Origin of the sequence: Alkalihalobacillus sp. CinArs1 (assembly GCF_947387515.1) — a bacterium.
Taxonomy (GTDB): Bacteria; Bacillota; Bacilli; order Bacillales; family Guptibacillaceae; genus Guptibacillus.
The window spans coordinates 423,481-447,713 of the sequence record NZ_CANDOB010000001.1; the positions used below are offsets into that span (position 1 = coordinate 423,481).

27 protein-coding genes and 1 other annotated feature are annotated in these 24,233 nt (G+C 42.2%); of the genes, 4 read left to right on the forward strand and 23 right to left on the reverse strand.

Annotation, left to right across the window (positions count from 1 at the left end):
• Window positions 1–60: 60 nt before the first annotated feature.
• The 8 genes from PFZ69_RS02395 to safA form a co-directional block, all read right to left on the reverse strand.
• Window positions 61–258 carry a DUF2905 domain-containing protein gene (locus tag PFZ69_RS02395; RefSeq protein WP_270179426.1) on the reverse strand — a complete coding sequence of 66 codons (198 nt, stop codon included), beginning with the start codon at window positions 256–258 and terminating at the stop codon, window positions 61–63.
• Between the two features lies 1 nt (window position 259).
• Window positions 260–1,258 (reverse strand): Holliday junction branch migration DNA helicase RuvB, encoded by a 999-nt coding sequence (gene ruvB, locus PFZ69_RS02400; protein WP_270179427.1) that lies wholly within the window; start codon window positions 1,256–1,258, stop codon window positions 260–262.
• 12 nt (window positions 1,259–1,270) lie between these two features.
• On the reverse strand, window positions 1,271–1,873 hold the full coding sequence (ruvA, locus tag PFZ69_RS02405) for a Holliday junction branch migration protein RuvA (RefSeq protein WP_270179428.1): 603 nt from the start codon (window positions 1,871–1,873) through the stop codon (window positions 1,271–1,273).
• 467 nt (window positions 1,874–2,340) lie between these two features.
• Window positions 2,341–2,883: a BofC C-terminal domain-containing protein gene (locus PFZ69_RS02410; RefSeq protein WP_270179429.1), complete on the reverse strand. Its 543-nt coding sequence runs from the start codon at window positions 2,881–2,883 to the stop codon at window positions 2,341–2,343.
• 91 nt (window positions 2,884–2,974) lie between these two features.
• On the reverse strand, window positions 2,975–3,724 hold the full coding sequence (locus tag PFZ69_RS02415; protein WP_270179430.1) for a YebC/PmpR family DNA-binding transcriptional regulator: 750 nt from the start codon (window positions 3,722–3,724) through the stop codon (window positions 2,975–2,977).
• A gap of 113 nt (window positions 3,725–3,837) precedes the next feature.
• On the reverse strand, window positions 3,838–4,464 hold the full coding sequence (locus PFZ69_RS02420) for a YhcN/YlaJ family sporulation lipoprotein (RefSeq protein ID WP_270179431.1): 627 nt from the start codon (window positions 4,462–4,464) through the stop codon (window positions 3,838–3,840).
• Between the two features lie 76 nt (window positions 4,465–4,540).
• On the reverse strand, window positions 4,541–5,239 hold the full coding sequence (locus PFZ69_RS02425; protein ID WP_270179432.1) for a hypothetical protein: 699 nt from the start codon (window positions 5,237–5,239) through the stop codon (window positions 4,541–4,543).
• Between the two features lie 181 nt (window positions 5,240–5,420).
• Entirely contained in the window at window positions 5,421–7,223 is a 1,803-nt protein-coding gene (gene safA, locus PFZ69_RS02430; protein ID WP_270179433.1) for a SafA/ExsA family spore coat assembly protein, read from the reverse strand.
• Between the two features lie 262 nt (window positions 7,224–7,485).
• Between safA and PFZ69_RS02435 the strand changes: the two genes are divergently transcribed.
• Complete coding sequence (locus PFZ69_RS02435) at window positions 7,486–8,025, forward strand: transcription repressor NadR (RefSeq protein ID WP_270179434.1); 540 nt, start codon at window positions 7,486–7,488, stop codon at window positions 8,023–8,025.
• A gap of 200 nt (window positions 8,026–8,225) precedes the next feature.
• On the forward strand, window positions 8,226–8,741 hold the full coding sequence (locus PFZ69_RS02440) for a CBO0543 family protein (RefSeq protein WP_270179435.1): 516 nt from the start codon (window positions 8,226–8,228) through the stop codon (window positions 8,739–8,741).
• Window positions 8,742–8,744: 3 nt separating this feature from the next.
• On the opposite strand, the gene PFZ69_RS02445 is transcribed toward PFZ69_RS02440, so the two are convergent.
• A complete protein-coding gene (locus PFZ69_RS02445) occupies window positions 8,745–9,977 on the reverse strand; it encodes a threonine synthase (RefSeq protein WP_270179436.1) in 1,233 nt (410 codons plus the stop codon).
• Between the two features lie 336 nt (window positions 9,978–10,313).
• Here PFZ69_RS02445 and PFZ69_RS02450 point away from each other — a divergent pair, with 336 nt between their 5' ends.
• Together PFZ69_RS02450 and ppdK are read left to right on the forward strand one after the other, a co-directional pair.
• Window positions 10,314–11,132, forward strand: a complete 819-nt coding sequence (locus PFZ69_RS02450; protein ID WP_270179437.1) for a pyruvate, water dikinase regulatory protein — start codon at window positions 10,314–10,316, stop codon at window positions 11,130–11,132.
• Window positions 11,132–13,807 carry a pyruvate, phosphate dikinase gene (ppdK, locus tag PFZ69_RS02455; protein WP_270179438.1) on the forward strand — a complete coding sequence of 892 codons (2,676 nt, stop codon included), beginning with the start codon at window positions 11,132–11,134 and terminating at the stop codon, window positions 13,805–13,807. Before PFZ69_RS02450 ends, ppdK begins: the two co-directional genes overlap by 1 nt.
• A 71-nt stretch (window positions 13,808–13,878) precedes the next feature.
• Here the strand turns inward: ppdK and pheA are convergent, their stop codons facing one another.
• From pheA to mreC, 14 genes are all read right to left on the reverse strand, one after another.
• Window positions 13,879–14,742 (reverse strand): prephenate dehydratase, encoded by an 864-nt coding sequence (gene pheA / locus PFZ69_RS02460; RefSeq protein WP_270179439.1) that lies wholly within the window; start codon window positions 14,740–14,742, stop codon window positions 13,879–13,881.
• Between the two features lie 9 nt (window positions 14,743–14,751).
• Window positions 14,752–15,201, reverse strand: coding sequence for an ACT domain-containing protein (locus PFZ69_RS02465; RefSeq protein ID WP_270179440.1), 450 nt, complete (start codon window positions 15,199–15,201; stop codon window positions 14,752–14,754).
• A gap of 76 nt (window positions 15,202–15,277) precedes the next feature.
• Window positions 15,278–16,561 carry a GTPase ObgE gene (obgE, locus tag PFZ69_RS02470; protein WP_270179441.1) on the reverse strand — a complete coding sequence of 428 codons (1,284 nt, stop codon included), beginning with the start codon at window positions 16,559–16,561 and terminating at the stop codon, window positions 15,278–15,280.
• Between the two features lie 9 nt (window positions 16,562–16,570).
• A complete protein-coding gene (locus PFZ69_RS02475) occupies window positions 16,571–17,104 on the reverse strand; it encodes a Spo0B C-terminal domain-containing protein (protein ID WP_270179442.1) in 534 nt (177 codons plus the stop codon).
• A gap of 180 nt (window positions 17,105–17,284) precedes the next feature.
• On the reverse strand, window positions 17,285–17,575 hold the full coding sequence (rpmA, locus tag PFZ69_RS02480; protein ID WP_224878597.1) for a 50S ribosomal protein L27: 291 nt from the start codon (window positions 17,573–17,575) through the stop codon (window positions 17,285–17,287).
• Window positions 17,576–17,588: 13 nt separating this feature from the next.
• Window positions 17,589–17,921 carry a ribosomal-processing cysteine protease Prp gene (locus PFZ69_RS02485; RefSeq protein WP_270179443.1) on the reverse strand — a complete coding sequence of 111 codons (333 nt, stop codon included), beginning with the start codon at window positions 17,919–17,921 and terminating at the stop codon, window positions 17,589–17,591.
• 11 nt (window positions 17,922–17,932) lie between these two features.
• Window positions 17,933–18,241, reverse strand: coding sequence for a 50S ribosomal protein L21 (gene rplU, locus PFZ69_RS02490; RefSeq protein WP_224878599.1), 309 nt, complete (start codon window positions 18,239–18,241; stop codon window positions 17,933–17,935).
• 12 nt (window positions 18,242–18,253) lie between these two features.
• Window positions 18,254–18,329, reverse strand: a sequence feature (ribosomal protein L21 leader region).
• A 73-nt stretch (window positions 18,330–18,402) separates the two neighbouring features.
• Complete coding sequence (locus PFZ69_RS02495) at window positions 18,403–19,551, reverse strand: ribonuclease E/G (protein ID WP_270179444.1); 1,149 nt, start codon at window positions 19,549–19,551, stop codon at window positions 18,403–18,405.
• A 33-nt stretch (window positions 19,552–19,584) separates the two neighbouring features.
• Window positions 19,585–20,412, reverse strand: coding sequence for a M50 family metallopeptidase (locus PFZ69_RS02500; RefSeq protein WP_270179445.1), 828 nt, complete (start codon window positions 20,410–20,412; stop codon window positions 19,585–19,587).
• A complete protein-coding gene (locus tag PFZ69_RS02505) occupies window positions 20,412–21,146 on the reverse strand; it encodes a M23 family metallopeptidase (RefSeq protein WP_270179446.1) in 735 nt (244 codons plus the stop codon). The genes PFZ69_RS02500 and PFZ69_RS02505 overlap by 1 nt, the downstream gene beginning before the upstream one ends.
• Before the next feature lie 113 nt (window positions 21,147–21,259).
• Window positions 21,260–22,060, reverse strand: coding sequence for a septum site-determining protein MinD (gene minD / locus PFZ69_RS02510; RefSeq protein ID WP_270179447.1), 801 nt, complete (start codon window positions 22,058–22,060; stop codon window positions 21,260–21,262).
• A 19-nt stretch (window positions 22,061–22,079) separates the two neighbouring features.
• Entirely contained in the window at window positions 22,080–22,766 is a 687-nt protein-coding gene (gene minC, locus PFZ69_RS02515) for a septum site-determining protein MinC (protein WP_333489724.1), read from the reverse strand.
• A gap of 53 nt (window positions 22,767–22,819) precedes the next feature.
• Window positions 22,820–23,341 carry a rod shape-determining protein MreD gene (mreD, locus tag PFZ69_RS02520; RefSeq protein WP_270179448.1) on the reverse strand — a complete coding sequence of 174 codons (522 nt, stop codon included), beginning with the start codon at window positions 23,339–23,341 and terminating at the stop codon, window positions 22,820–22,822.
• On the reverse strand, window positions 23,338–24,216 hold the full coding sequence (gene mreC / locus PFZ69_RS02525) for a rod shape-determining protein MreC (RefSeq protein WP_270179449.1): 879 nt from the start codon (window positions 24,214–24,216) through the stop codon (window positions 23,338–23,340). The genes mreD and mreC overlap by 4 nt, the downstream gene beginning before the upstream one ends.
• Window positions 24,217–24,233 lie beyond the last annotated feature (17 nt).

Here is a 24,233-nt window from a genome sequence, read left to right on the forward strand (position 1 = left end):
TTCACCACTGTTCTTCAAAAATATCTATTCCACCAATCGATCTTACCATAGCTTCATCCATTATCGAAATCTGCCGATTATAAAAAAGAGAAGCGAAAGCAAGACACTCACGACAATCGACGTGACGATCGGAAAGAAAAACGTTGTATTTCCTTTCTTAATCACGATATCGCCTGGCATCTTTCCAATGAATGACCATAGCACTCCAATAACAAGAAAGACGATTCCTAGCGTAATAAAAAGCTTTGAAATCTCCATGTTATTCAGGCTCCTTCAACCCAAAATGGTCATATACGCGATGCGTGACCATGCGTCCCCTTGGCGTACGCTGCAAGAAACCGATCTGCATTAGATACGGCTCGTAAACGTCTTCGATCGTATGACTTTCTTCTCCGATCGTAGCAGCGATCGTATCGACACCAACAGGTCCACCCCGGAATTTTTCAATGATAGCCAGTAGAAGCTTATGATCGATATGATCAAGTCCTAGAGGATCGACCTGCATCATCTCTAATGCTTGAGTAGAAAGGGAAAGCGAGATAACTCCATCTCCTTTTACTTGGGCAAAGTCTCTTACCCGCTTCAAAAGACGATTGGCGATACGAGGAGTACCGCGTGATCTTCTAGCGAGCTCTACAGCTGCTTCCTCATCCATCTCAACTTCAAAGATATCAGCAGTACGCATGAGTATTGTTTGCAATTCATCCTCTTGATAGTACTCCAATCTACTGAGTACTCCAAATCTGTCACGAAGAGGGGCAGTTAAGAGTCCAGCTCTCGTCGTTGCCCCAACTAATGTGAAAGGCGGGAGATCAAGACGCACCGATCTTGCAGTCTCACCCTTTCCTATAACAATATCAAGACAATAATCCTCCATAGCAGGGTACAGTACTTCTTCAACACTTCGCGGCAAGCGATGAATCTCATCGATAAAAAGAACGTCTCCAGGTTCAAGTGCCGTTAAAATGGCAGCAAGATCTCCTGGTCGCTCAATCGCTGGACCAGACGTCGTCCGGAGATTCACTTCCATTTCAGTTGCTATGATTGCAGAAAGAGTCGTCTTCCCAAGTCCTGGTGGACCATATAACAATACGTGATCTAGTGGCTCCTCGCGCATTTTCGCCGCTTCAATAAACACCTCTAGATTACGCTTCACCTTCTCCTGACCTATGTACTGACTTAATCGCTGCGGACGGAGGCTATATTCTACGGATGAGTCATCACCGACCTGCTCACCTGATAGAATGCGTTCTTCCACTATGACCCCTCCTTAACGATTCAGCATAAGCTGAAGCGCTTTTTTAATATATTGATCTGTCGAAAGCACTTCTTCCTGAAGCCCAGGCTTTATTTTCTTAATTTCTCGTTCAGCATAGCCAAGTGCCTTCAAAGCTTCGATGGCTTCTTCAAGTTCATGCGTACCATCTTCTTCTGTCTCTTCCACAGCGAAAAGACCTTCCTGCGGCTCACCGAATCCTTTTAATTTTCCTTTCAGATCAAGTATGATCTGACGAGCTGTTTTCTTCCCGACACCTGGAAACTTCGTCAAGAACTTCTCATCCTCTAACTCGATCGCACTAACTACTTTATCAGGCTCACCTGTAGCTAAAATCGCAAGCGCTCCCTTAGGACCGATACCTGAAACATTCAAAAGCTTCTCAAACAAAAGACGCTCTTCTCTCGTCGGAAAACCATAAAGCGCAATCAGATCCTCCCTCACATAATGATGCGTGAAAATCTGAATAGACTGCCCCCTATACCTCTGAAACGTAAAAGGATTTCCACAAAAAACTTTATACCCAATCGAATTCGATTCGATAACAATATACTCAGTATCTATATATTCAACATTACCTTTAATATACTCAATCAAAAAACTCTCTCCCCATCGCATACGAACATGCATTTCTATATCTTTTTATTTTATCATATTATAAGAAAAGCGGAAGAGGCCGTTTAAATACGCAGGAGTTGGAGGAATGTAGAATGAGACGCTTTTTGTCTCAATCTACATTTCGAAACTACCGGAGTATTTGGCCTCTGCAGCTGGATCATACGAAAAGCGGAAGAGGGCGATTAGGCTCGACAAGCGCTGGAGCCTTATCAAATGAACACGCCCTTTGTGTTCAATTGATAAGGTGAAGCGATCGAGAGCCTGCCCTCTGCAGCTGGATCACACGAAAAGCGGAAGAGGGCGTTTAGGCATGAAAAGTGTAGGTGAGCGTTTAGAAACGGAGATATTGGAACTCTTGAAATAGAACACTTGCGTTCTGTTGAAAGAGAGAATTATCGGAGTTTCTGCGAGTCTCACATTTTACTCTAAAAATCAAACAACCCATCCTAACGGACAGGTTGTGACTTCTTTATTTTATAAAACGTATGGAGCATGTCTTCAAAGTTATACCAGGACTCTATCGGAATACCTTCAGCAAGCTCTTTAAGTCTGGAGCTTTCTACTTTACCAACGTCGATTTGAAAGAACGTTTGTATGACTTTCTGTTCATCTGGCTTTCCTTCAAAAATCGTGAGAACGCCATCATCTGTAAGTCCGAAATGACCATTCTCCTTCATAGCCGGGGAAATATCTTCAATTTTGCGTTCAAAGACCATTTTACCGTGATCTTGGTTAACAAGCTGCCATCCCGCATACTCACTCCAGAAATCTTCCATAGACCAGACGGTTTTTTGAATGGATTGCTCCGTGGAAACTCCATCTGCATAGTTAGTTCTTAGGATTACTTCAATAACCATAGGTCCATCCATATGATAATGCTTTTCATCAAATTCACGCTCACTCTGGGCATTTTCAACCGCCAGTACATGTGCTGGCAAAGAACCCATAATCAGAATAAGCACTACTAAAAAGCCGAATAGGTTTTTCACAATTTTTAGCACCTTTCTTTTAGATTCTGTTAGCGTGCCCAGCAGTGAAGATAATATGTACAAAAAAAGAACTACATCACCATGTAGCTCTTCAAAACTTCTCATATACCTCGTCACTTATCTCAGCATTATGATATACCTCTTGAACATCGTCATTATCCTCGAGCATGTCGATCAGTTTTAACATATCGACTCCATCTTCTTCCCCAAGAGGAGCGTATGTTTGAGGAATCATCGTAATTTCTGCAGACGAAAAGATAATATTTCTCTTCTCAAGCTCTTCCTTTACTGCTTGATATTCCTGTGCATCCGTATAGATTTCGAATGAATCTTCATGGGTCTCCATTTCCTCTGCTCCTGCATCGATTACTTCTAACATCAACTCATCAGCATCTGCATCATTTTCAGCTCGATCGATAACAAACAGTCCTTTACGATCGAATAAAAAAGCTACGCATCCGTTCTCGCCCATGTTGCCTTTGTTCTTACTAAACGCATGACGAATTTCTGCAGCTGTTCGATTTTTATTGTCTGTTAAGAGTTCGACCATTACAGCAGCACCGCCAGGACCGTACCCTTCATAGACGATCTCTTCATAATTAACACCATCTAAATCGCCAGTAGCCTTTTTTATCGCACGATCGATATTGTCATTTGGCATGTTCGAGGATTTTGCTTTATCAACAGCTAATCGAAGGGCTGGGTTTGTCTCAGGGTCCCCACCACCTTGTTTGGCTGCAACAAAAATCTCTTTCGCAAGCTTCATAAATACTTTACCACGTTTTGCATCCTGAGCATTTTTTCTTCGTTGTATATTTTTCCACTTCGAATGTCCTGCCATCGTCAATATCCCCTTCCACCTGATTTCGTCCATATACTATAACACATGAAATCAGGTGGATAAACTAAACGGAACCATACAAAAAGAACAGGGAGAACCCTGTTCTTCTTATATTATCTATTGTTTTGAAACGGACGTTGAACTGCACTCGAAATGTCATTTAAAATGCCATTCACATCTGCTTGAACTTCTTCGAACCCATCGCCATTTTCGAGGCGATCATCAACACGGCCCATTCTGTTTACAACGTCTTTATCAGTCGAGATCGAAACATTTTTTTGTTTCGCGAGCTTTGCTACTTCACTACGAACTTGATCTTTAACAGCTTCTCGGTCGTCTCTGTTCGTTTCAACACCGATCATGATTTGATCTCCATACACGATGACACGTGCATCTTCAACAGTCTTAAGCTTTTCGATGCGATCTGAGAGTCTCTGCGAAAGATTGTTATCATATCCAGAATAATCCTCGCCGTTACGCATATACCCAGGACCATTCATACCATGACGCTTATCGATCTGCTTCTCATCGGGAGCTTTTACACCATTGGCATAATCTCTGTCAATCATATCTGTAAATGCGCCTTCTCGATAATCGTTATTATTATCTTCACTCGTATAATAACCGATTGGTCGACCCGAATCGTTATAGCGCGTGTCCATAGCTTCGTTATCTGCTGTACACCCTATTAGACCTCCAGCAAGCATCAATGTGGAGAGTGTCACTACTGTTTTTTTCATATGAAATACCTCCTTTCATTATTAGCATGGCAGGAGGTGTTCCAAATTAATCTGTTATGTCTTGGCAAGAAAGGGACTAACTCAAAAGGCGTAGCATAGCTGGATATCTCTTATCATGTTCAACGAGTGTTTTTCGTAGAAGTTCATCTCTTCCTTCAGGATCGATAAGCCACTCACGATAAAAATCTGCAGGAAAAGCGAGCAGTTTTGTATAAGTTGGGTTGTTCAAGATATTTTCGATACTAGGGATGTTAAAAGAAAACCACTCATCAAGAGACCACTCGCTAAATGGAAGCATTCTAATCATCAATTGCAAATAATCGTATTCTCTAGGTGCGTATGATACGAGGTCACCGTCGATCAGCATCAATTTCGTTCGATTATAGATAAAATTATGATGTGCAGGATCTCCATGAACGATGCAGCCCTCTTCAAACGCCTTATGCTCTAAGTTAGTCAATTCGTCATCCATTTCTTCAAGAACGTGATGTCCAATGTTCGTATAGAGCTTAATCAGTTTATTTTCACCTTGTACACTTTCTTCAAACTTCATCAATCTGTTCATCCATTTTCTCTTCAAAGAAACGAGAAATAAACCGTCTCCCCTTAAACCATATGATTCTGTGTGAAAGTGATTGAGCTTTTCAACAGCAAGCTTTCTTTCCTCAACTCTTGAATAATCAAGGCTGTTTCCATCTTCAGCTAACGTACAAATCCAATACAGACCCTCGCTAGCTTTTATCCATTCACCATCCTCAAAAGGAACAATTTTCATAAACGAAAATGGACACTTTTGTGAAAGCAAAACCTGCTTCAATACAGTTTGATATCTTTTAGCTCCTTTTATGAAGACATTCTTTCCATTATGAGTTATACCACGGCAAACATTTGATTTAACACAGGTTATCGAATGAAAAAAAGGACGTATCCCTTGCAGGATACGCTCCTCGTGATGATTATCGTGACTCAGCATAGCTACTTTCCATATCCATATAATCCATCATGGGTGCTTTGTTTGCTCCTTGCACCATGTTCGCGTTCCCATAGTAAGGGTTTGCGTAAGGCATTTGCTGGTATGGAGAAACCTGGGATCCGCACCCACAGTCATGCTGTTGATAAGGGGAAACCATCGGTTGATTTGGATAAGGGGACATCATTCCAGCTACGTTTTGATTAGGATATCCTCCTTGTGCGCCCATAACTGCTTCTGGATATTCTTCATTCGCTTTATTAGCATATGGAGATTGCGCCCCAGCTACTGCTCCTGGATATTGGTGATTGCCAGAGTTATACGCCCCTGCAACAGATCCTGGATAGCCCTGGTTCCCCATCTGTGCTCCCGCTACGGAAGGATAACCAGGCATATTCGCATTCGGACCTTGGTGTGCACCAGCTACCGCTCCTGGATAACCGTTGTTTCCGTAAGCACCTCCTACTGAGCCTGGATAGCCATTGTTTCCATAAGCTCCTGCTCCTGCTACATCCATTCCGTTACTACTTTCCATGTCTCCGGAGTAATTTTCTTTATTGCTACCCATATGCGCACCAGCTACAGAACCAGGGTAACCGTTGTTTCCATAAGCTCCTGCCAATTGCTGATTAGGTGAATGCGCTCCAGCTACAGAGCCTGGATAGCCATTATTGCCCATGTGCGCTCCGGCTACTGGATACCCATTATTCCCTTGATATGCGCCAGCCACTGAGCCTGGGTAACCGTTATTGCCCTCATATGCCCCTGCGACGTCTGAACCATCACTTTCCATGTCGTCATAATAGTTCCCTTTTTGAGCTCCAGCTACGGACCCTGGATAGCCTTGATTCCCGTGATTCATATGCGCTCCTGCCACTGATCCTGGATAACCCTGGTTTCCATGACCCATCTGTGCTCCAGCTACATTTCCCGGATAGCCTTGATTCCCGTGATTCATATACGCTCCTGCCACAGATCCCGGATAACCTTCGTTTCCATGACCCATTTGTGCTCCGGCTACGGATCCCGGATAACCTTGATTTCCGTGATTCATATATGCGCCAGCCACTGAATTCGGATAGCCCTGGTTCCCTTGCCCCATTTGTGCTCCAGCTACGGATCCCGGATAACCTTGATTTCCATGATTCATATACGCTCCTGCCACTGAATTCGGATAGCCCTGGTTCCCTTGCCCCATTTGTGCTCCGGCTACGGATCCTGGATAGCCTCCATTACCCTTTTGAGCACCTGCTACATTTCCGAGGTTGGCATTTGGAGGTGCAGGCATCCCCATTCCTGAGGAAGATTCAAATTCACTCAACACTTCTTCGTCACTCATTGGATAAAATAAGTTCTCAGCTTTTCCCTTTGCTGCCTTTTCATTTGCTTTTTTCTCAGGCTTTGCTGCAGGCTTTTTCGCTTCTGGTTTTTTCGCTTCCGGTTTCTTCATTTCAGGCTTTACTTGTTTAGGTTTTTCTTTCTCAGGCATGATATTCATATTAAGACCCATATTTAATTCATTATTGATCGGCATATTAATAGATGGTTTTTCTTTTGGTTTCACCTGTTTAGGTGCTTCTTTCTTCTTGAACATCTCTTTTTTCTTCATTTGCATTTCTTTCTTTTTAACAGGAACTGTTCCTGAAGGTATTTTAATTTTCATACCTGGCATAATCATATCAGGATTGTTCAGCTGCGTATTTACAGCTTTTAGCTCTTCAAAATTTACGCCGTATTTCTTAGCGATCTTCCATAACGTATCGCCTTTTTGAACGACATGTATTTTCAAAATGAAAACTCCCTCCTGTACAAAGTCAGTACATTGAAATTCAGTACAGTGTATGCACTACTAGGCAGATTGCTACCTTTTTTTTAGGCATAGGTCATGACATAAATATGCCGTGAGGGCTTTTCATATGTATCGTGTATAAAAAAATAAGCACTTTCCTCTTCGAAATAAGTTATCTATAATAGTATCATCAATTTTTTATTCAAGTTAATGATGGTGGAAGCTATAATAAAGGTGAACTAGATAGAAAGGGGTATTCGTTTTGCCAAAAGATGGAGAAAAGATATTAGGAGAAGATAGGCGCTCACTGATTAAAAAGTGGTTACAAGAGGCTGATCGACCGCTTACTGGGAGCGATTTATCACAAAAGACAAATGTGAGTCGTCAAGTAATCGTTCAGGATATATCCCTTTTAAAAGCTAGAAATGAACCGATCATAGCAACATCACAAGGCTATGTGATGTTTGAAAACAATAAACAAAACGAACGAACAAAACGTATTGTAGCATGCAAACATTCTCATGAAGAAACGAAAGAAGAACTCTATACAATCGTAGATAATGGCGGTACGGTTAAGGACGTAACGGTTGAACACCCTTTATATGGGGATTTACAGGCTTCACTGTTTGTAAGCAATCGACTTGAGGCTGATCAATTCATCGCAAGATTATCTGCTACAAATGCTTCTTTACTTTCTGAACTAACTTCAGGTATCCACCTTCACACGATCGAAGCAAATTCCGAAGCACAAATTGAAGCTGTTTGTAACGCATTGCGTAAAAAGGGTTTCCTTTTGGAGTAAGAGCAAAAATATTTTTATGAGGGGCACCCTGTTGTAGAAGGGTGCCCCGAGCTATTTCAATACAAATCGTAATACTCCAAATCCTTAAATACCTATCCGATGATCAGCCAGTTTTGCACGAAGCTTATTTGTAAATAATTTACTATCGATTCTATTTTCGAGCATACTAAAAGCAACGACGAGTTTAAGAGGCGAAGATCATGATATCAATTTTTGTTTCAGCACTCTTTCTTCTAGCTTCCATCCGCTACGGAGACTGGAAGAACTGGCAGCGGTACTACCCAACAATGCTTTATATGGTCATCAATGCGGTGCTTTATAACGTCATTACATACGAGTACCCGACATGGGAGTGGGAAGATGTGACGGGTGTTTTTCCTAATCACACACTTCTTGATTTCTGGATCATTTTCACTCAGTTTCCTGTTGTCGTCCTAATTTATTTAACAAACTACCCAACTTCCTTCAAAAAGCGATTGATCCGTTTTCTCGTGTGGGTGGGCATCTTCTCAGGTCTTGAAGCGATCGTTCTACAGGTAGATTATATTGTATACAATAACGATTGGTCATTATGGTGGTCGATTTTGTTTAACGTGACGACGTTTACCTTTATCCCGCTGCACCAGCGTCACCCGATTTTCACTTGGGTGCTTTCCTTCGTTTTTATCGCAATGTTATGTATGATTTTTGAAGTGCCGCTTGTAAAAATGAGATAGCTTTTAACGAGATACATCCTTGTCCATTACTAAGGCCTCTTCTGGATGCAACACATTACTATCTCCTTGAATCGTATTAGGATATTTAATTCCAGCTCCTGTATTCAGTATAACAACCTTTTCATTCTCCTTAATCCAATTTTGCTCACGAAGGGCTCTCGCTGCTGCGAACGCCGCCGCACCTTCAGGACATACGAATGCGCCCTCAAAAGATGAAACCGTCCTCAACTCACTCATGATAGAATCTTCACTAACCGATATCGCACACCCTTCCGTCTGTCTAATCGCATCAAGAATTAGAAAATCTCCTAGCGCTTTCGCAACGTTAATTCCAAATGCTATCGTTGAGGCATCCTGCCACGGTTCTGCATAAGATTGTCCTTCCTCCCAGGCTTTCACGATTGGAGCACACCCTTCGCTTTGAACAGCGACGAGTCTCGGCATTTTCATTTCATCGATCCACCCTAGCTCTTGCAACTCCCTAAGCGCCTTGTATATACCGATCAACCCCACACCGCCACCTGTAGGATAAAGAATGACATCCGGCACTTCCCAATGAAACTGCTCAGCAATCTCGAGCCCCATCGTTTTTTTCCCTTCTATCCGATACGGCTCCTTAAGGGTTGAAGCATCGAACATTCCATACTCTTTCACAGCGTTCGCAACGATTTTCCCAGCATCACCGATCAGTCCATCGACAAGAAAAAGGTTCGCACCCGCCGCAAGGCACTCCTTTTTTGTTACTTCCGGCGCATCAACTGGCATGACGATCGTAGATGATATACCTGCTCTTGCACAGTAAAGCGACCAGGCTGCCCCAGCGTTTCCGTTCGTTGGCATCGCAAGCTCCGTCACACCCACTTCTTTTGCTTTTGAGACACCCACCGCTGCCCCCCTTGCCTTGAACGAACCGGTTGGCACAAGGCCTTCATCTTTCATATAAAGATTTGGAATGTTCATGTCTTTTCCTACCACATCCATCTTAATGATAGGACTCATGCCTTCACCTAGTGATACGACGTTCTCCTCCCTTTTGACAGGAAGTAGCTCATGATAACGCCATAAATCAGGGCGACGTTCATTAAGGTGCTCAGGACGCAACACTTTCTTAAGCTCTTCCATGTAATACGCAACAAGTAACGGCGATCCGCATTTACATAGCTGATTTTGATCCTCTGTGTCATAGTTCTTACCACACTTTGGACAGTACAAATGAGAAACAAAACTGTATTTCATCGATTATCCTCCAGTAATTTTATTTGAATTTTCTGAACATAAGTAGTATAACCAAGTATAACAGAACGATTTTTACAGTTCTATTGAACAAATTTTTTTATAAGGAAATATATTACCCCTACATTTATTACGCATAAATGATTGAACATTAAATTTTATTGAAAACCAATTGACTTTTAGGATACACAAAACTATTAATAGTGTTATACTATATAATAATTGTTACACTATATTTAAATCTTTTATAATTATATAGTGACACATTAGTTTGTTATTTTCTATACATAGAACTCTAGTCCATACGAATTTAAATTCTAAGAGATAAGGAGATTGATAGTGACGAATAAGGAAACGGTCTATGTTGTATCTGATTCCGTAGGTGAAACCGCCGAAATAATGGTGAAAGCTGTAGCTAGTCAATTTTTCGGCCGAGAAGTCAATATTAAACACTTTTCTTATGTAGAGAACACACAGGACATTAACAATGTTATTACTGCGTCCAAGTACAGTAATTCCATCATCGCTTACACGATCGTTTTAGAGGGTTTAAAGCACCATCTAGACGCAAAAGCACATCAAGAAGAAGTGGTCGTTGTTGATTTGATGCAACCTTTGTTAGACGCCTTCACAAAGAAATTTAATATAGAGCCACGTCGTCAACCTGGACAAATGCGGAAGCTAGACGAGGACTATTTTAAGCGAGTGGAAGCGATTGAGTTTGCTGTAAAATACGATGATGGTCAGGAAGTTTGGGGACTAAAGCATGCAGACATCGTGTTAGTAGGGGTGTCTAGAACATCGAAGACCCCACTTTCAATGTACTTAGCCAACAAGCAATATAAGGTAGCGAATATACCGCTCATTCCAGAAGTTCCTCCTCCTCAAGAATTATTTAATGTACCAAGAAAGAAATGCATCGGGTTGATGATTTCACCTGAGAAACTATATGAGATCAGAAAAGAACGATTAAAAAGTCTTGGTTTAACAAACTCAGCCAACTATGCATCACTCGATCGAATCTTCGATGAAATGACAAGCGCTGAAAACATTATGAAACGAATAGGATGTCCAGTGATCGATGTTTCTAATAAAGCGATTGAAGAGACAGCTGATATTATCTTATCCATCATTAATAAAAGGGAGAGCTTTAAATAATGGACAACAAATTTGTATTCTTATTTGATCATTCCAAAAATGGCGGCAAGGAACTACTCGGCGGTAAGGGAGCAAATTTAGCAGAGATGACGCGTATCGGATTGCCCGTACCGTACGGTTTTACAATATCTACTGCCGCTTGCAGAGCCTACTATGATGCCGGACAAACGATTTCTCCTGAAGTCAAATCACAAGTATTAGAAGCATTAAAAACACTTGAAAACAAGACTGATAAACAATTTGGTAATCCGATCAATCCACTCCTCGTATCGGTACGATCAGGAGCTGTTCATTCGATGCCAGGGATGATGGACACTGTACTCAATCTTGGAATGAACGATGATACAGTAAGAGGTATGGCAGAACTTACAAATAATCCTCGTTTCGCATATGATTCTTACCGTCGCTTTATTCAAATGTTCAGCAACGTCGTGCTAGATATTGATCACTACCATTTTGAACATCTGCTAGAAGACTTTCGAGAAAAACATGGATACCAATCTGATACAGAACTATCAGCCGAAGATTGGAAAGTAGTGATCGAAGAATTCAAAACAATCGTACGTCAACAAGCGAACAGAAGCTTTCCTGAAGATCCTAAGGACCAACTTTTTCTTACGATCGATGCCGTGTTTGATTCATGGAACAATCAGCGTGCAGTCCTTTATCGCCGCCTCCACGACATTCCGGGTCATCTTGGGACAGCTGTTAATATTCAAAGCATGGTATTTGGAAATATGGGAGAAGATTCTGGAACTGGCGTTGCTTTTACCCGCAACCCATCCACTGGAGAGTCAAAGCTTTATGGAGAATATTTAATCAATGCGCAAGGCGAGGATGTCGTTGCAGGGATCCGTACTCCACGCCCGATTTCCACCCTAAAAGATGAAATGCCAGATGTGTTTAAGCAATTGGTAGATACGTGCAACCTATTAGAAGATCACTACAAAGATATGCAGGACATTGAGTTTACTGTTGAACGCGGAAAACTATTTATCCTTCAAACGCGAACAGGAAAAAGAACTGCTCAAGCAGCGATTCGAATTGCTGTAGAAATGGTAAAGGAAAAGATTATGGATCAACGGACAGCGCTGCTACGCGTCGATCCTGATCAGCTAAGTCAGCTTCTGCACCACCGCCTCGATCCTAACAATAAGAGTAGCCAGTTAACGACCGGCTTGCCTGCTTCCCCAGGCGCAGCCACAGGAATCGTCGTTTTTGATGCGGATGAAGCTGAGGTACGATCAAAGAATAAAGAAAGAGTGATCCTCGTTCGTCCTGAAACGACACCTGATGATATTCATGGAATCGTGGCTGCTCAAGCTACTGTTACGAGCAGAGGTGGCATGACGAGCCATGCAGCTGTCGTAGCTCGAGGGATGGGAAAAGCCTGTATATGCGGATGTGATTCATTAAAAATAAATCTTGAGGCGAAGCAATTTATGGTAGGCTCCACAACCGTTCATGAAGGAGATACCATTACGATCGATGGCTCAACAGGTCACATCTTTCTCGGTGAAATTCCGATGATCGAACCTGAGCTATCTGACGATTTCCTATTACTGCTTCGTTGGGCCGATGAAGAAGCAAATATGGAAGTACGAGCGAATGCAGATAATCCAATCGATGCAAAGAAAGCACTCGATTTTGGAGCGAAAGGCATTGGACTTTGCCGTACAGAGCACATGTTCATGGATGCTTCACGCATTCCTACAGTACGAAGTATGATTCTCTCTGAAACAACTGAGGAACGGAAGGAAGCACTTGAAAAGCTCCTCCCTATGCAGCAAGAGGATTTCGAAGGAATTTTTGAAACGATGCAGGGCCATCCCATTACAGTACGGTTATTAGACCCACCGCTGCATGAGTTTTTACCAGACAAAGAAGAGCTTCTTGTTGCGGTGACTAAGCTACAACTTACGGATCCAGACTCAAACGAGTTACGAGAGAAACAAAATCTCCTCCGAAAAGTGAAAGTATTGGAGGAATCTAACCCGATGTTAGGACATCGTGGTTGTCGTTTAGGAATGATCCACCCTGAAATCTATGAAATGCAAGTTATCGCTATTTTTAACGCGATGGCAAACGTGATAAAAAAGGGAATAAGTGTGAAACCTGAAATCATGATTCCACTAGTGAGCCATGTGAACGAACTAAAAGAGATGCGTCAGCTCGTGGTCACGATCGGAAATAAGCTGCAGGAAGAAACAGGTCAAGAATTTAACTATCTTGTTGGCACGATGATCGAAACCCCTCGTGCTGCACTAACAGCCGACCAGGTTGCAGAAGAAGCAGACTTTTTCTCTTTCGGAACGAATGACCTCACGCAAACAACCTATGGTTTTAGTCGAGATGATGCAGAAGGCAAGTTTCTCCAACATTATGTGGAGAGCGACATCCTCCCAAAAAATCCGTTCGTTTCACTAGACAAGGACGGCGTTGGAAAATTAGTAGAAAACGGTGTCAAACTAGGAAGGAAAACAAAACCTACTTTAAAAACGGGAATTTGCGGAGAACACGGCGGAGAAAAGGAGTCGATCGATTTCTGTTTCCAAAAGGGATTGGATTATGTAAGCTGCTCACCTTTCCGCGTTCCATCCGCAAGGCTCGCGGCCGCACAGGCTACCATCCGCAAGGAGAATAATAAGAGTCTTCATCAACCACAGTACAATTAATCGTTCTGAACAGAAAACTTCACCGAAATCTTAAGAAAAACAAAAGGCAAGAGGGCTCCCCTCTTGCCTTTTTATTTCCCATTGACTACAAAACAAGGATATTCACCTAGCACTGAGATTCCGATTCCTAATGCCTTAATCTCTTCCATTACGCCTTTTAACAAGATTTCTTTGTTCGGTCTTTCGACATCGATAATGAAGAAGTAGTTCCCAAGGCCCGTTTTCATCGGACGGGACTCAATTTTCGTTAAGTTGAGGTTTCTCCATGCGAATGCAGAAAGCACTTGATGTAGAGCACCTGGATAATCGGACGGCAGAATAATCTTATACGTGACCCGATCTTCTCTAAAAAGGGACGTCCTCGGTAATGGTTCAGGTGTTTTATGTACGACTAAAAAACGAGTATCATTATCTTCTGTATCGTGAATGTTCGACCTTGCTATCTTTAATCCGTATTTTTCGGCAGCAAGATCATTTCCGATGGCAGCTTCACGAGTATCACCTGAATCCCTTACAAACTCAGCCGCTGCACTCGTGGAAGCAACATTCTTCAATTCAACTTCAGGAAGTTCGTGTTGAAGAAAATGATGACATTGAGCAATGGCGTGAGGATGGGATTGAACCGTCTTGATATCACTCAAATTCTCTAGTTCTGGTAAGACGAGTAAATGCTGACGAATCGGTAGTACAAGCTCTCCTACTATAGGAAGTGAAACTTGTTGAGACAGTAGATCGAGGGTCATATTGACGGAGCCTTCAATCGTGTTTTCTAATGGCACGACTCCATAATCGATACGACCTTCTTCAACCGCTTCAAGACAAGTCTTGATCGTAGGAAACGGTATTCTATCTTCTTTTTCGAACAAAGTTTTAGCAGCGATTTCAGTAAAGGTCCCCTCAGGACCTAAAAAACCAATTTTCGATTGACTTTTCATGTCTTCCCCCTATGCTCCTGAGCCAATAATTTCTGCATTGTTCACAGCTTCAATCTGTTTGATTCTATCGATTAAGCTATTCAATTGCAAGTCTGATTCTCCTATTTCCATCGTTAAGATAACTGTCGCGTATCCTTGAAGAGGTATCGTCTGGTTGATTGTAAGGATATTGCACCCAAGTGATGCAACGGTGCTCAAAACGTTAGATAGAGCTCCTGAGCGATCTTCTAGGTGAATCGAGAGCGTGAAGATCTGTTCGATGATCATCGTATGGAATGGAAGGATCGTATCCCGATATTTATAAAAAGCACTTCGGCTCACCCCTACTTGATCGATTGCTTCTCTTACAGAATCTGCAGCGCCACTTTCGAGCAGCAGCTTAGCCTTAAGTGTTTTTAGCATGGAATCGGATAAGACGTCTTCACGTACTAAGAAAAAGTTTTTCTCGCCATTACTCATTACTTCTTTCACCTCTCTCCTAATCACAAGTAGATTTGCAAAAAAGACCGCCCACTTGGACAGTCTTCTGCTTAGATCAATCTACAAACTCAAATTCAAACTCAAGGATCCGAACAGCGTCTCCATCTTCCGCTCCTCGTTCACGCAATGCCTCATCAATGCCCAAGCTACGCATTTGTTGAGCAAATCTGCGAACGTTGTCTTCACGATCAAAGTCTGTCATCTTGAAGAGTCGTTCAATACGAGGACCGTTCACAATAAATGTACCGTCGTCATCACGCGTTATATAGAAATCAGGCGCTTCTTTCTCATGACGGTAAACGACTCTGCTTTCTTCTTCCTTCTCCTCGTCGAGCGGGAATTCAGGCGTCGTTTCTAACTTATCTGCAATTTCAAATAGGAGTTCTTGTAACCCCTGTCTTGTAACTGCTGAGATCGGATAGATCGGATAGTCTTCTTGAAGCTTCTCTTTAAAGATCTTCAGATTCTCTTCAGAATCAGGCAAGTCCATTTTGTTCGCAACGATAATCTGAGGACGTTCCATAAGACGCATCTTATACTGTTTTAGTTCCTCGTTAATTTTTTCATAATCTTCGAATGGATCTCTGCCTTCCATCCCTGACATATCGATGACATGAACGATAACGCGCGTACGCTCGATGTGTCTTAGGAACTGATGTCCTAAGCCAACACCTTCATGTGCACCTTCAATAAGTCCAGGAAGATCAGCCATTACAAAACTACGTCCATCTTTCGTATCGACAACACCTAGGTTCGGTGCGATCGTTGTAAAATGATACGCAGCGATTTTCGGTTTTGCTGCGGAAACAACTGATAATAACGTCGATTTCCCTACACTTGGGAATCCGACTAAACCAACGTCTGCGAGGACCTTCAATTCAAGAGTAACTTCTCTCTCTTCTCCCGGCTCTCCATTCTCTGATAGCTCTGGAGCAGGATTTGATGGAGAAGCGAACCTTGTATTTCCTCTGCCTCCACGACCACCTCTTGCAATTGTAGCGCGTTGACCGTGCTCAGTTAAGTCAGCAATTCGTTCACCAGTATCTGCATAGGAAACGACCGTTCCAGGTGGAACTTTAACGACCATATCTTCAGCACCACGGCCATGCTGGTTCTTCGAACGACCATGTTCACCAGTCTTTGCCTTAAAGTGACGGTTATAACGGAAGTCCATCAGAGTACGGAGACCTTCCTCAACTTCGAAGATGACGCTTGCGCCTTTTCCTCCATCTCCTCCGGCAGGTCCACCGTCTGGTACATATTTCTCTCTACGAAAAGCTACCATGCCGTTTCCGCCATCGCCAGCTTTTACAAATATTTTGACCTGATCTACAAACATTCTTTCACCTCATTTAATCAAAAACGTGCTTACAAGCTCATTTTCTGAGTGTTCAAATCGAGTCAGATGAGCACTTTTGATTTCAAAATTCTCGAATTCATCTTTGAGCTTTTGTGAATTAGCATACTCACCTTGAAAATCAAAAACTAGATGAATTTCTTCATGATACAGCTGAAGCGTCAACAGTAAGTGATGATCTGCAGGATAGGTCACCTGTCCTTCGATCGCTTCTGTACACCGAGCAACTAATTCAATCAGTTCTGTTTCATAGCTAGATATATCGTATTCATCCCCGATGACTTCAAAATCCAACTGAAATAAATGGTTACACCAGTTAAACGTCAGTATATATTCTGTAAGTTTTGGGGCATTTAAATTCGATAATTTTGCTTCTTGTCTTGACTGGATAATAATCTCTTCGATAATTTCCTTAGCTCGGTCTATGTGATCGAGGGCCAGGTTCCCTTTGATTAACTGCAGACGATTCAACCAATCATGTCGAGAATGGCGCAGTACTTCAAAGGTATTCCAATTTTTAGACATATTTGCACTCCCAATACTCTATCCATTTCCTTCATTATAACAATAATTGCATTTCATATTGTTTTCAAAAGAAATCGATCCCTAGTTGTTTTTCATCGTGCATCGTCACTCGACTGTTAGTTATTAAAGTCTATCGTATCAAAAAACTCTAACCGAACGGTTAGAGTTTTTCTTAGCTGCTTACGCTTCTTTCGCAACTGGATATACACTTACTTGTTTACGGTCACGTCCAAGGCGCTCAAACTTAACAACGCCATCGATTTTCGCGTATAGAGTGTCGTCTCCACCGCGGCCAACGTTTGTACCAGGATAAATCTTAGTTCCACGCTGACGGAAAAGGATAGAGCCACCGGATACGATTTGGCCATCTGCGCTCTTAGCTCCAAGACGCTTGGAGATTGAGTCACGACCGTTCTTCGTACTACCTACACCTTTTTTGGATGCGAAAAACTGAAGGTTCATTTTCAACATAATGTCCCACCTCCTATGTGTGAGTGATTTGAATATGATTACCGTATTCTTCGGCAATTGAGGAAATAGAAACTTCCATTCCTCGAAGAAGAAGTTGAACATTCTCATCTGTACGCTGCTCTAAACGAGCAGGAACTGTACAACTAAGATAGCCCCCTTCATCTTCCATGTCAATTATGAGTTCTACATCACAAAGGGATTCAATTGCATTAACCGCCCCGAACGTTACAGCAGATACGCCAGCACACACAATATCATAACCATGTGGTCCAGCATCTGCATGTCCAGAGAGAGAAAATGAAATGATTCTGTCATGAGAATCGCGTTTCACTTTGAAACGAATCATGTCAGTAACCCTTATGCGTTGATTTTGTCAATGACTACTTTTGTGTAAGGCTGACGATGGCCTTGCTTACGACGGTAATTTTTCTTTGGCTTATATTTATAAACCGTGATTTTCTTACCTTTACCATGCTTGTCAACTTTACCAGTTACAGTAGCGCCTTCTACGATAGGAGAACCAACTTTAACGTCATCTCCACCTACCATTAGCACACGGTCAAAAGTAACAGTTTCACCTGCTTCTGTGTTAAGAAGCTCGATGTAAACTTCCTGACCTTCAGTAACTTTGATTTGTTTACCACCAGTTTCAATAATTGCGTACATACGTGCACCTCCTCTAATACTCAGACTCGCCATTACAGGTGCTAGAACACTAGCTTAGAAACCTGATTTTGAGCGGTTGTAGCTCTTTGGGTGCTTCCAAACGAACTAACCACTAAATCATACCATAGCTGAAAATACCGTGTCAATGCGATTATTTCGAGTTAATCAAGCTCTAACAAAAGCTTATGAAACGGCAAACCATCCTTCTTTCTCTGAAGCTCGATCAATCCAAATTTCGTAAAGCCTCCTACCACCATTCTCGAGTCCGTTTTGGCGGCTTCTTTTAGAAGTTGTAACAGCTCATTCTTGTCACTTTCTACCATGGGGAGCGGATCGATCAGGATCGTACCAGAGATATTCCTTAATCTAATTTGTTCCAAGATCTTAAGGATAGCAGCTTCGTTTACACTTTTATGCGTTTCTTCAATAGATTGAAAAGCCGCTCCCCCGCTGTCGATGTCGATTGCAGTAAGGGCGCAAGTCGACTCGATATGAACGAACGCTTTTCCTACCTTCACGGTTGATCGTGAAAGTTCAGCTACCTTTTCCTTCAGTAGTCTTATGTTAGTGTGACTTTCATCAACCTCAATAAGACTTGGATTGAACCCAAGTTGTTTGAACTCATCAGCAGCGTTTGAGGAATTTGTCACCACTTGATCTATCCGATCGAGCGGGTACAGCTTTTCAAGTCTGTCATTCGATTTCACAATTCTTGCTGGCGGATTCCTACTAGATGCTTTCTCTAAAATTGTTTTCCATTCATTCCTTTTATATGTAAGCTCTTCGACCAATTGATCAGCACTCAACTCTTTTGCTTTCGTACGGAAGATGACGCCTTCCTCACCAACGCAATGGTCTGTTGCGATCGATAACAATTCATCTCTATCTTTGATAGACTTTGCCACAGCAGAGTAGCCTGCATAAGGCATATAAACCAATGTATCACTCGCTAAATGAATGAGCTCGGTGACGAGAGGACCTTTCCGATCATACCCTTCATGCTTTACTTGAACTAAAAGAGCCTGTCCGACTTCTAAAAAATCAGAAACAGCCGGAGGTGTCTCGCCGACTGTCTTGTTCCTCTGCGCTTTTATCGTTTCACTTCCGTTCAATAAGCCTGGCTTTCCTCCTCCAAGCGAAACAAAAGCTGCGTTCTTTCCCTTTACCACATTATTGACGACACCAAGAATAATATCGCCCTGCGATGGTTTGAAACGATTACGCTTCTCAATCCATAGGTCGATGATGTCGCCTTCCTTTTGAATAGCGACTACTCTCGAATCGTCTTTCTCAAGAACAAGTAACTGCATTCCTTTTTACACCCTTTGATCGTTTTCTTTAGTTTATCTGAAAAGTGTACCGACTGCACATCTTAGCTGATTTTTTTGGAAATAGGCTTCCAGCAGCATTTTTTCATCCGCACACACATCGAGTCCTTTTATTGTGATCGTGTACCGTCTCCCTCTGTAAAGTTTCGAGAGAACTTCACTCAACCTCATATTCGGCATCACAGAAAGCGTTGCTTCTTTTCCCTCATACACCCTAGTATACCGATCGAGTAAAAACCGGAAATAAATATAAGGGTGGTGCTTCCACTCTTTTATATGTGCAGCGATTAGAAAGCTCATCACGATCCACAAACTCAGCTGCTCAGGAAACCAGAGACTTGTAATAAGGATAAGAACGAGTAAAAACAATGCAGATGAGTAGATCATCGATCGATGAGCAACCTTAAACGGATAGAGGATCGTGTAGAGTAAAAACAATAATTTTCCACCGTCCAGTGGCCATATAGGCAGCAGGTTAAATAATAAAACGATCAGATTGTGAAACAAAAAAAGGTCGAACAGAGATTCGGTGATTAATCCAGCCTCAAAGATGAGAAATCCAGCACCAATCATCCATACATGCTGCAATGGTCCTGCAAGGATCACGAGAAACTCTTCATAGATGGGTCGATTACCGTGCTCATCTACAACAGCTACACCACCGAACGGGAGGAGGACAATCTTGTTTATTCGCCAACGAAAATAATTCGCAGTCACTGCATGACCCATTTCGTGTATGAATACGATGCTAAAGAGTAAAATGACCTCCCTGAATCTGCCCGTTATGATCGCTAATCCTATTGTGACCCAAAACAACGGATGAATAGTCAGCTTTCGAAGCATTATTCGATTGGGACAACTTGAAGAGGGTCAACGAAAGCCTCGTTCTGTTTTATTGCAAAATAGAACGTACCTGTTTTACCATCTTCCGAGTTCGTCACATTTCCTAATTTATCTTTTGTTTTCACAAAATCATATAATGAGACATCGACTGACTCTAACATGCCATACCAAGATTCACTTCCATCAGCATGTTGGATGACAACCGTATTGCCGATTCCTTCTTTTTCACCAGCATAGGTGATCACACCCGCATTGATGGCTTCTACTTCTGTACTTAAGACCGTTTCTACCATGATGCCTTTACCAGTGGACTGGAAATCTTCAAGAACCTTCCCATTTGCAGGTAATGCAAAAACAGGTGTTTCGCCCGCCGTCGTCGTATCCTTCCCGTCTGGGATCAAAGCAACAGGATTACCGAACTTCCCTTCATACCAATCTCTCACCATTGCAAACTGAAATTCAGTCTCCATCATATTCGTTACATATCCCTTAACTGGTAGAAGCTTTTCACTTTCGGATTTAAATAATATGCCTGCACCTAAAAACAAACAAGCAGCAATCATAGCTCGTATGAGAAACGCCTGCTTATTAAATAACGGATGAAAGGTCACCTCTGTTTGATGGAAATGCGGTTGCTCCCCTTTTCTTTCGCTATGCGATGTCGACCTCACCGGATGACGATGTTTCTTCCTTGCATTTAGTCGCTTTCTGACCTCATTTATATCCCTTCCCATCGCTCACCCCTCCCTCCTAGCCGTAGTATTCAGTCTATGACTTGTCCGGAGGGGTTATGTCATTGGATTTATACAGAGACACCAACAAAAAAACCGGCACGATGGCCGGTTTCTTATGAACGCATTCCGAAGAATTTCTTTACTTTTGTAAGCACACCCTTCTCTTCTTGAAGAGAAAGAAGGGGCACAGATTCACCAAGAATTCTTCGAGCGATATTACGATATGCGATAGAAGCTTTCGAACTTGGGTCGAGTGCGATGGGCTCACCTTTGTTGGAGGCACGGATAACGGTATCATCATCACCGACAATTCCTAAAAGATCGATTGCGAGGATCGAAACGATCTCATCCACATCGAGCATCTCACCACTCTGCATCATATGGTTTCGAATGCGGTTAACAACAAGCTTTGGTGCTTCGATGCCTTCCTCTTTCTCAAGAAGTCCGATAATACGGTCAGCATCGCGAACCGCAGATGTTTCAGGTGTTGTTACTACAACAGACTTATCTGCTCCAGCAATCGCATTTTGAAATCCTTGTTCGATTCCCGCAGGACAATCGATAAGAACGTAATCGTAATCTTGCTTCAACTCTTCGATGATCTTCTTCATTTCCTTCGGCTGCACGGCCGACTTATCCTTCGTCTGAGCGGCAGGCAGCATATACAGCGCTTCAAAACGCTTGTCTTTGATCAAAGCTTGGTGAAGTCGGCATCTGCCCTCAGCGACGTCGACGAGATCATAGATAATTCTATTTTCAAGCCCCATCACTACATCTAAATTTCGAAGGCCGATATCCGTATCAACTAGACATACCTTTTTGCCCATTAGTGCAAGAGCTGTTCCGATGTTTGCTGTAGTCGTGGTTTTCCCCACGCCTCCTTTTCCGGAAGTGATTACTATAGCGTCTCCCACACAACATTCCCCTTTCTGTCTACAACCTTGTCAAATTCGGTCTAATTTTAGTTAGTATTTGAACGCGATCTACGCTTATTTCAGTACCCTCTTTAATGTATGCGCATTCTGCTTCTGCATCTGTAATGCCTGATTGATCAGGTGGTCTGCTAATTAAATCTGCTATTCGTAGTTGGGAAGGTTTTAATAAAGACGCCGTGATAACTGCATCCGTATTACCGTATGCTCCAGCATGAGCGATTCCTCGAAGTGTTCCCATCACGAAGATATTCCCCCCAGCCATCACAGTACCGCCCGGATTAACATCTCCTATTAAAAGTAAATCTCCTTCTACTTCTAAAATTTGACCCGAACGTACAGTTCTTGCAACGGACTTAACAGTCGTCCGCTTCCTTTCTTCTTCTGCCTCGTCACGAGAAATAACATTGGAATCGATTCGATCAACTTTAAGATTTTGTTTTGACTGAATAAGATCTCGTAGCGTTTCTTCCTGTTCAATCGTCAAGTAACGATTTCCTACTTTGATTGTAACAGTAATCGTATGACCTTCCGTTTGTTGTATATGACGAGCGGAAAGTTTGTCATCAAGATCATTTATGACATCACGAAAAGCGCAAGAATCATCTAATATTAAATTCAAGCCATCTTTCGTACCTTTTATCGTGACATACTGCTGTGATTGTTTTTGTGCCATAGCCAATTTCATTCACCTCAACATAGAATATTTCAACGTAGCTAGAGGAAAATCCTCTTTTCGGCCTAATTTTCTTGTCTACGGCTTTCTGACAATTCTTCCAGCAAACGCTTCACAGGAAAGTAAACAATAAGCATGAAAATACCATTCAAGATCAAAGAGGGCAAATAACGGTCATGGATGAAAGAGTTAAATGAAAGGTTCGTGATGTTAATCAACGAAAACAGTTCATAAACATAGAACTCCAACATAGTAAAGCCAAGTAAAACAAGTACAAGTGAAGTAAACCAATTCAGTTGGAACACCTTCGCAAGATATCCAATTATGTATGCGCTCACTGCGATTCCAAACATATACACACCGACAAGATCAGTGTAAATCAAATCATGTAGTAACCCGAAGATCACCCCAAAGATTACTCCGAACATAGGAGATAAATACATACCTACCAAAAGCACAACAACTGCTACAAATCTCGGTATCAGCTGAAACTCTAAATCATACTGCTCTGGTGCAAAGACTTGAAATACGGTTCCCTCGATGAGGAAAAGAACGAAGAGCGTTCCAGATAGAAGAAGCTGCTTCATTCTTCATCACCTTCTTCAGATGAAGGTGTAACCGTTTGTGCTCCTCTGTCGATGACCATCACGTTGTTGATATCGTACAAATCAGCTGCAGGTTTAACGTAAGCAGTCTGAGTTGTTCCTACGTTATCCGTTTCTACATCCATGATCTCACCGATCACGATTCCTCTTGGGAAGATCCCACCATTTCCTGCAGTGATCACCGTTTGGCCCTTTTTCACTTTTGTATCGACCGGAATCTTAGCAAAGATCAACATGTCTTTTTCGGAGTCATACCCTTCGATCGTACCAAATACATTCTTATCTTCCTGCGTCATCGCAGCGATTCGGTTTGTTCGGTCGACATCACTTACAAGCTGAACAGTGGAAGAAAACGGCTGAACGTTTTTGATCTTGCCGATCAAGCCCTTTGGTGTCGTCACAGCCATATTCGCTTCTACACCATCTTGCTTACCCTTATCGATCGTCAATAAATCATTCCACCGATCTGGTGAACGCGCAATCATGTTTGCATGGAATGTCTGATAGTTAGATATCCCTGTTGAGGGATCGATATTCAACTCATTTTTGAGCTCAGCATTTTCCTGCTTTACTTCTTTCAGCTCTTCAGAAAGTGCAACAAATTCATTCAATCTAGATTTCAAGAGTTTGTTTTCTTCATACATATCTTTCATTTCTCCAACACTCTCAAATAAACCCGCTACTGAATTAGCGGGTTTATAGAAGACGGATTGAAGCCAACCAACTGAATCTTTGAAGAATTGTTCTGGTATCGTCAAAGCATCTCTTTCTTTCATTGAGGTACCGATAAGTGCCACAAGAACGATAATACTGACAAGTAGAACAATTAGTCTTTTATTCGAAAAAAATTGCGGCATGCCTTACAACACCTTCT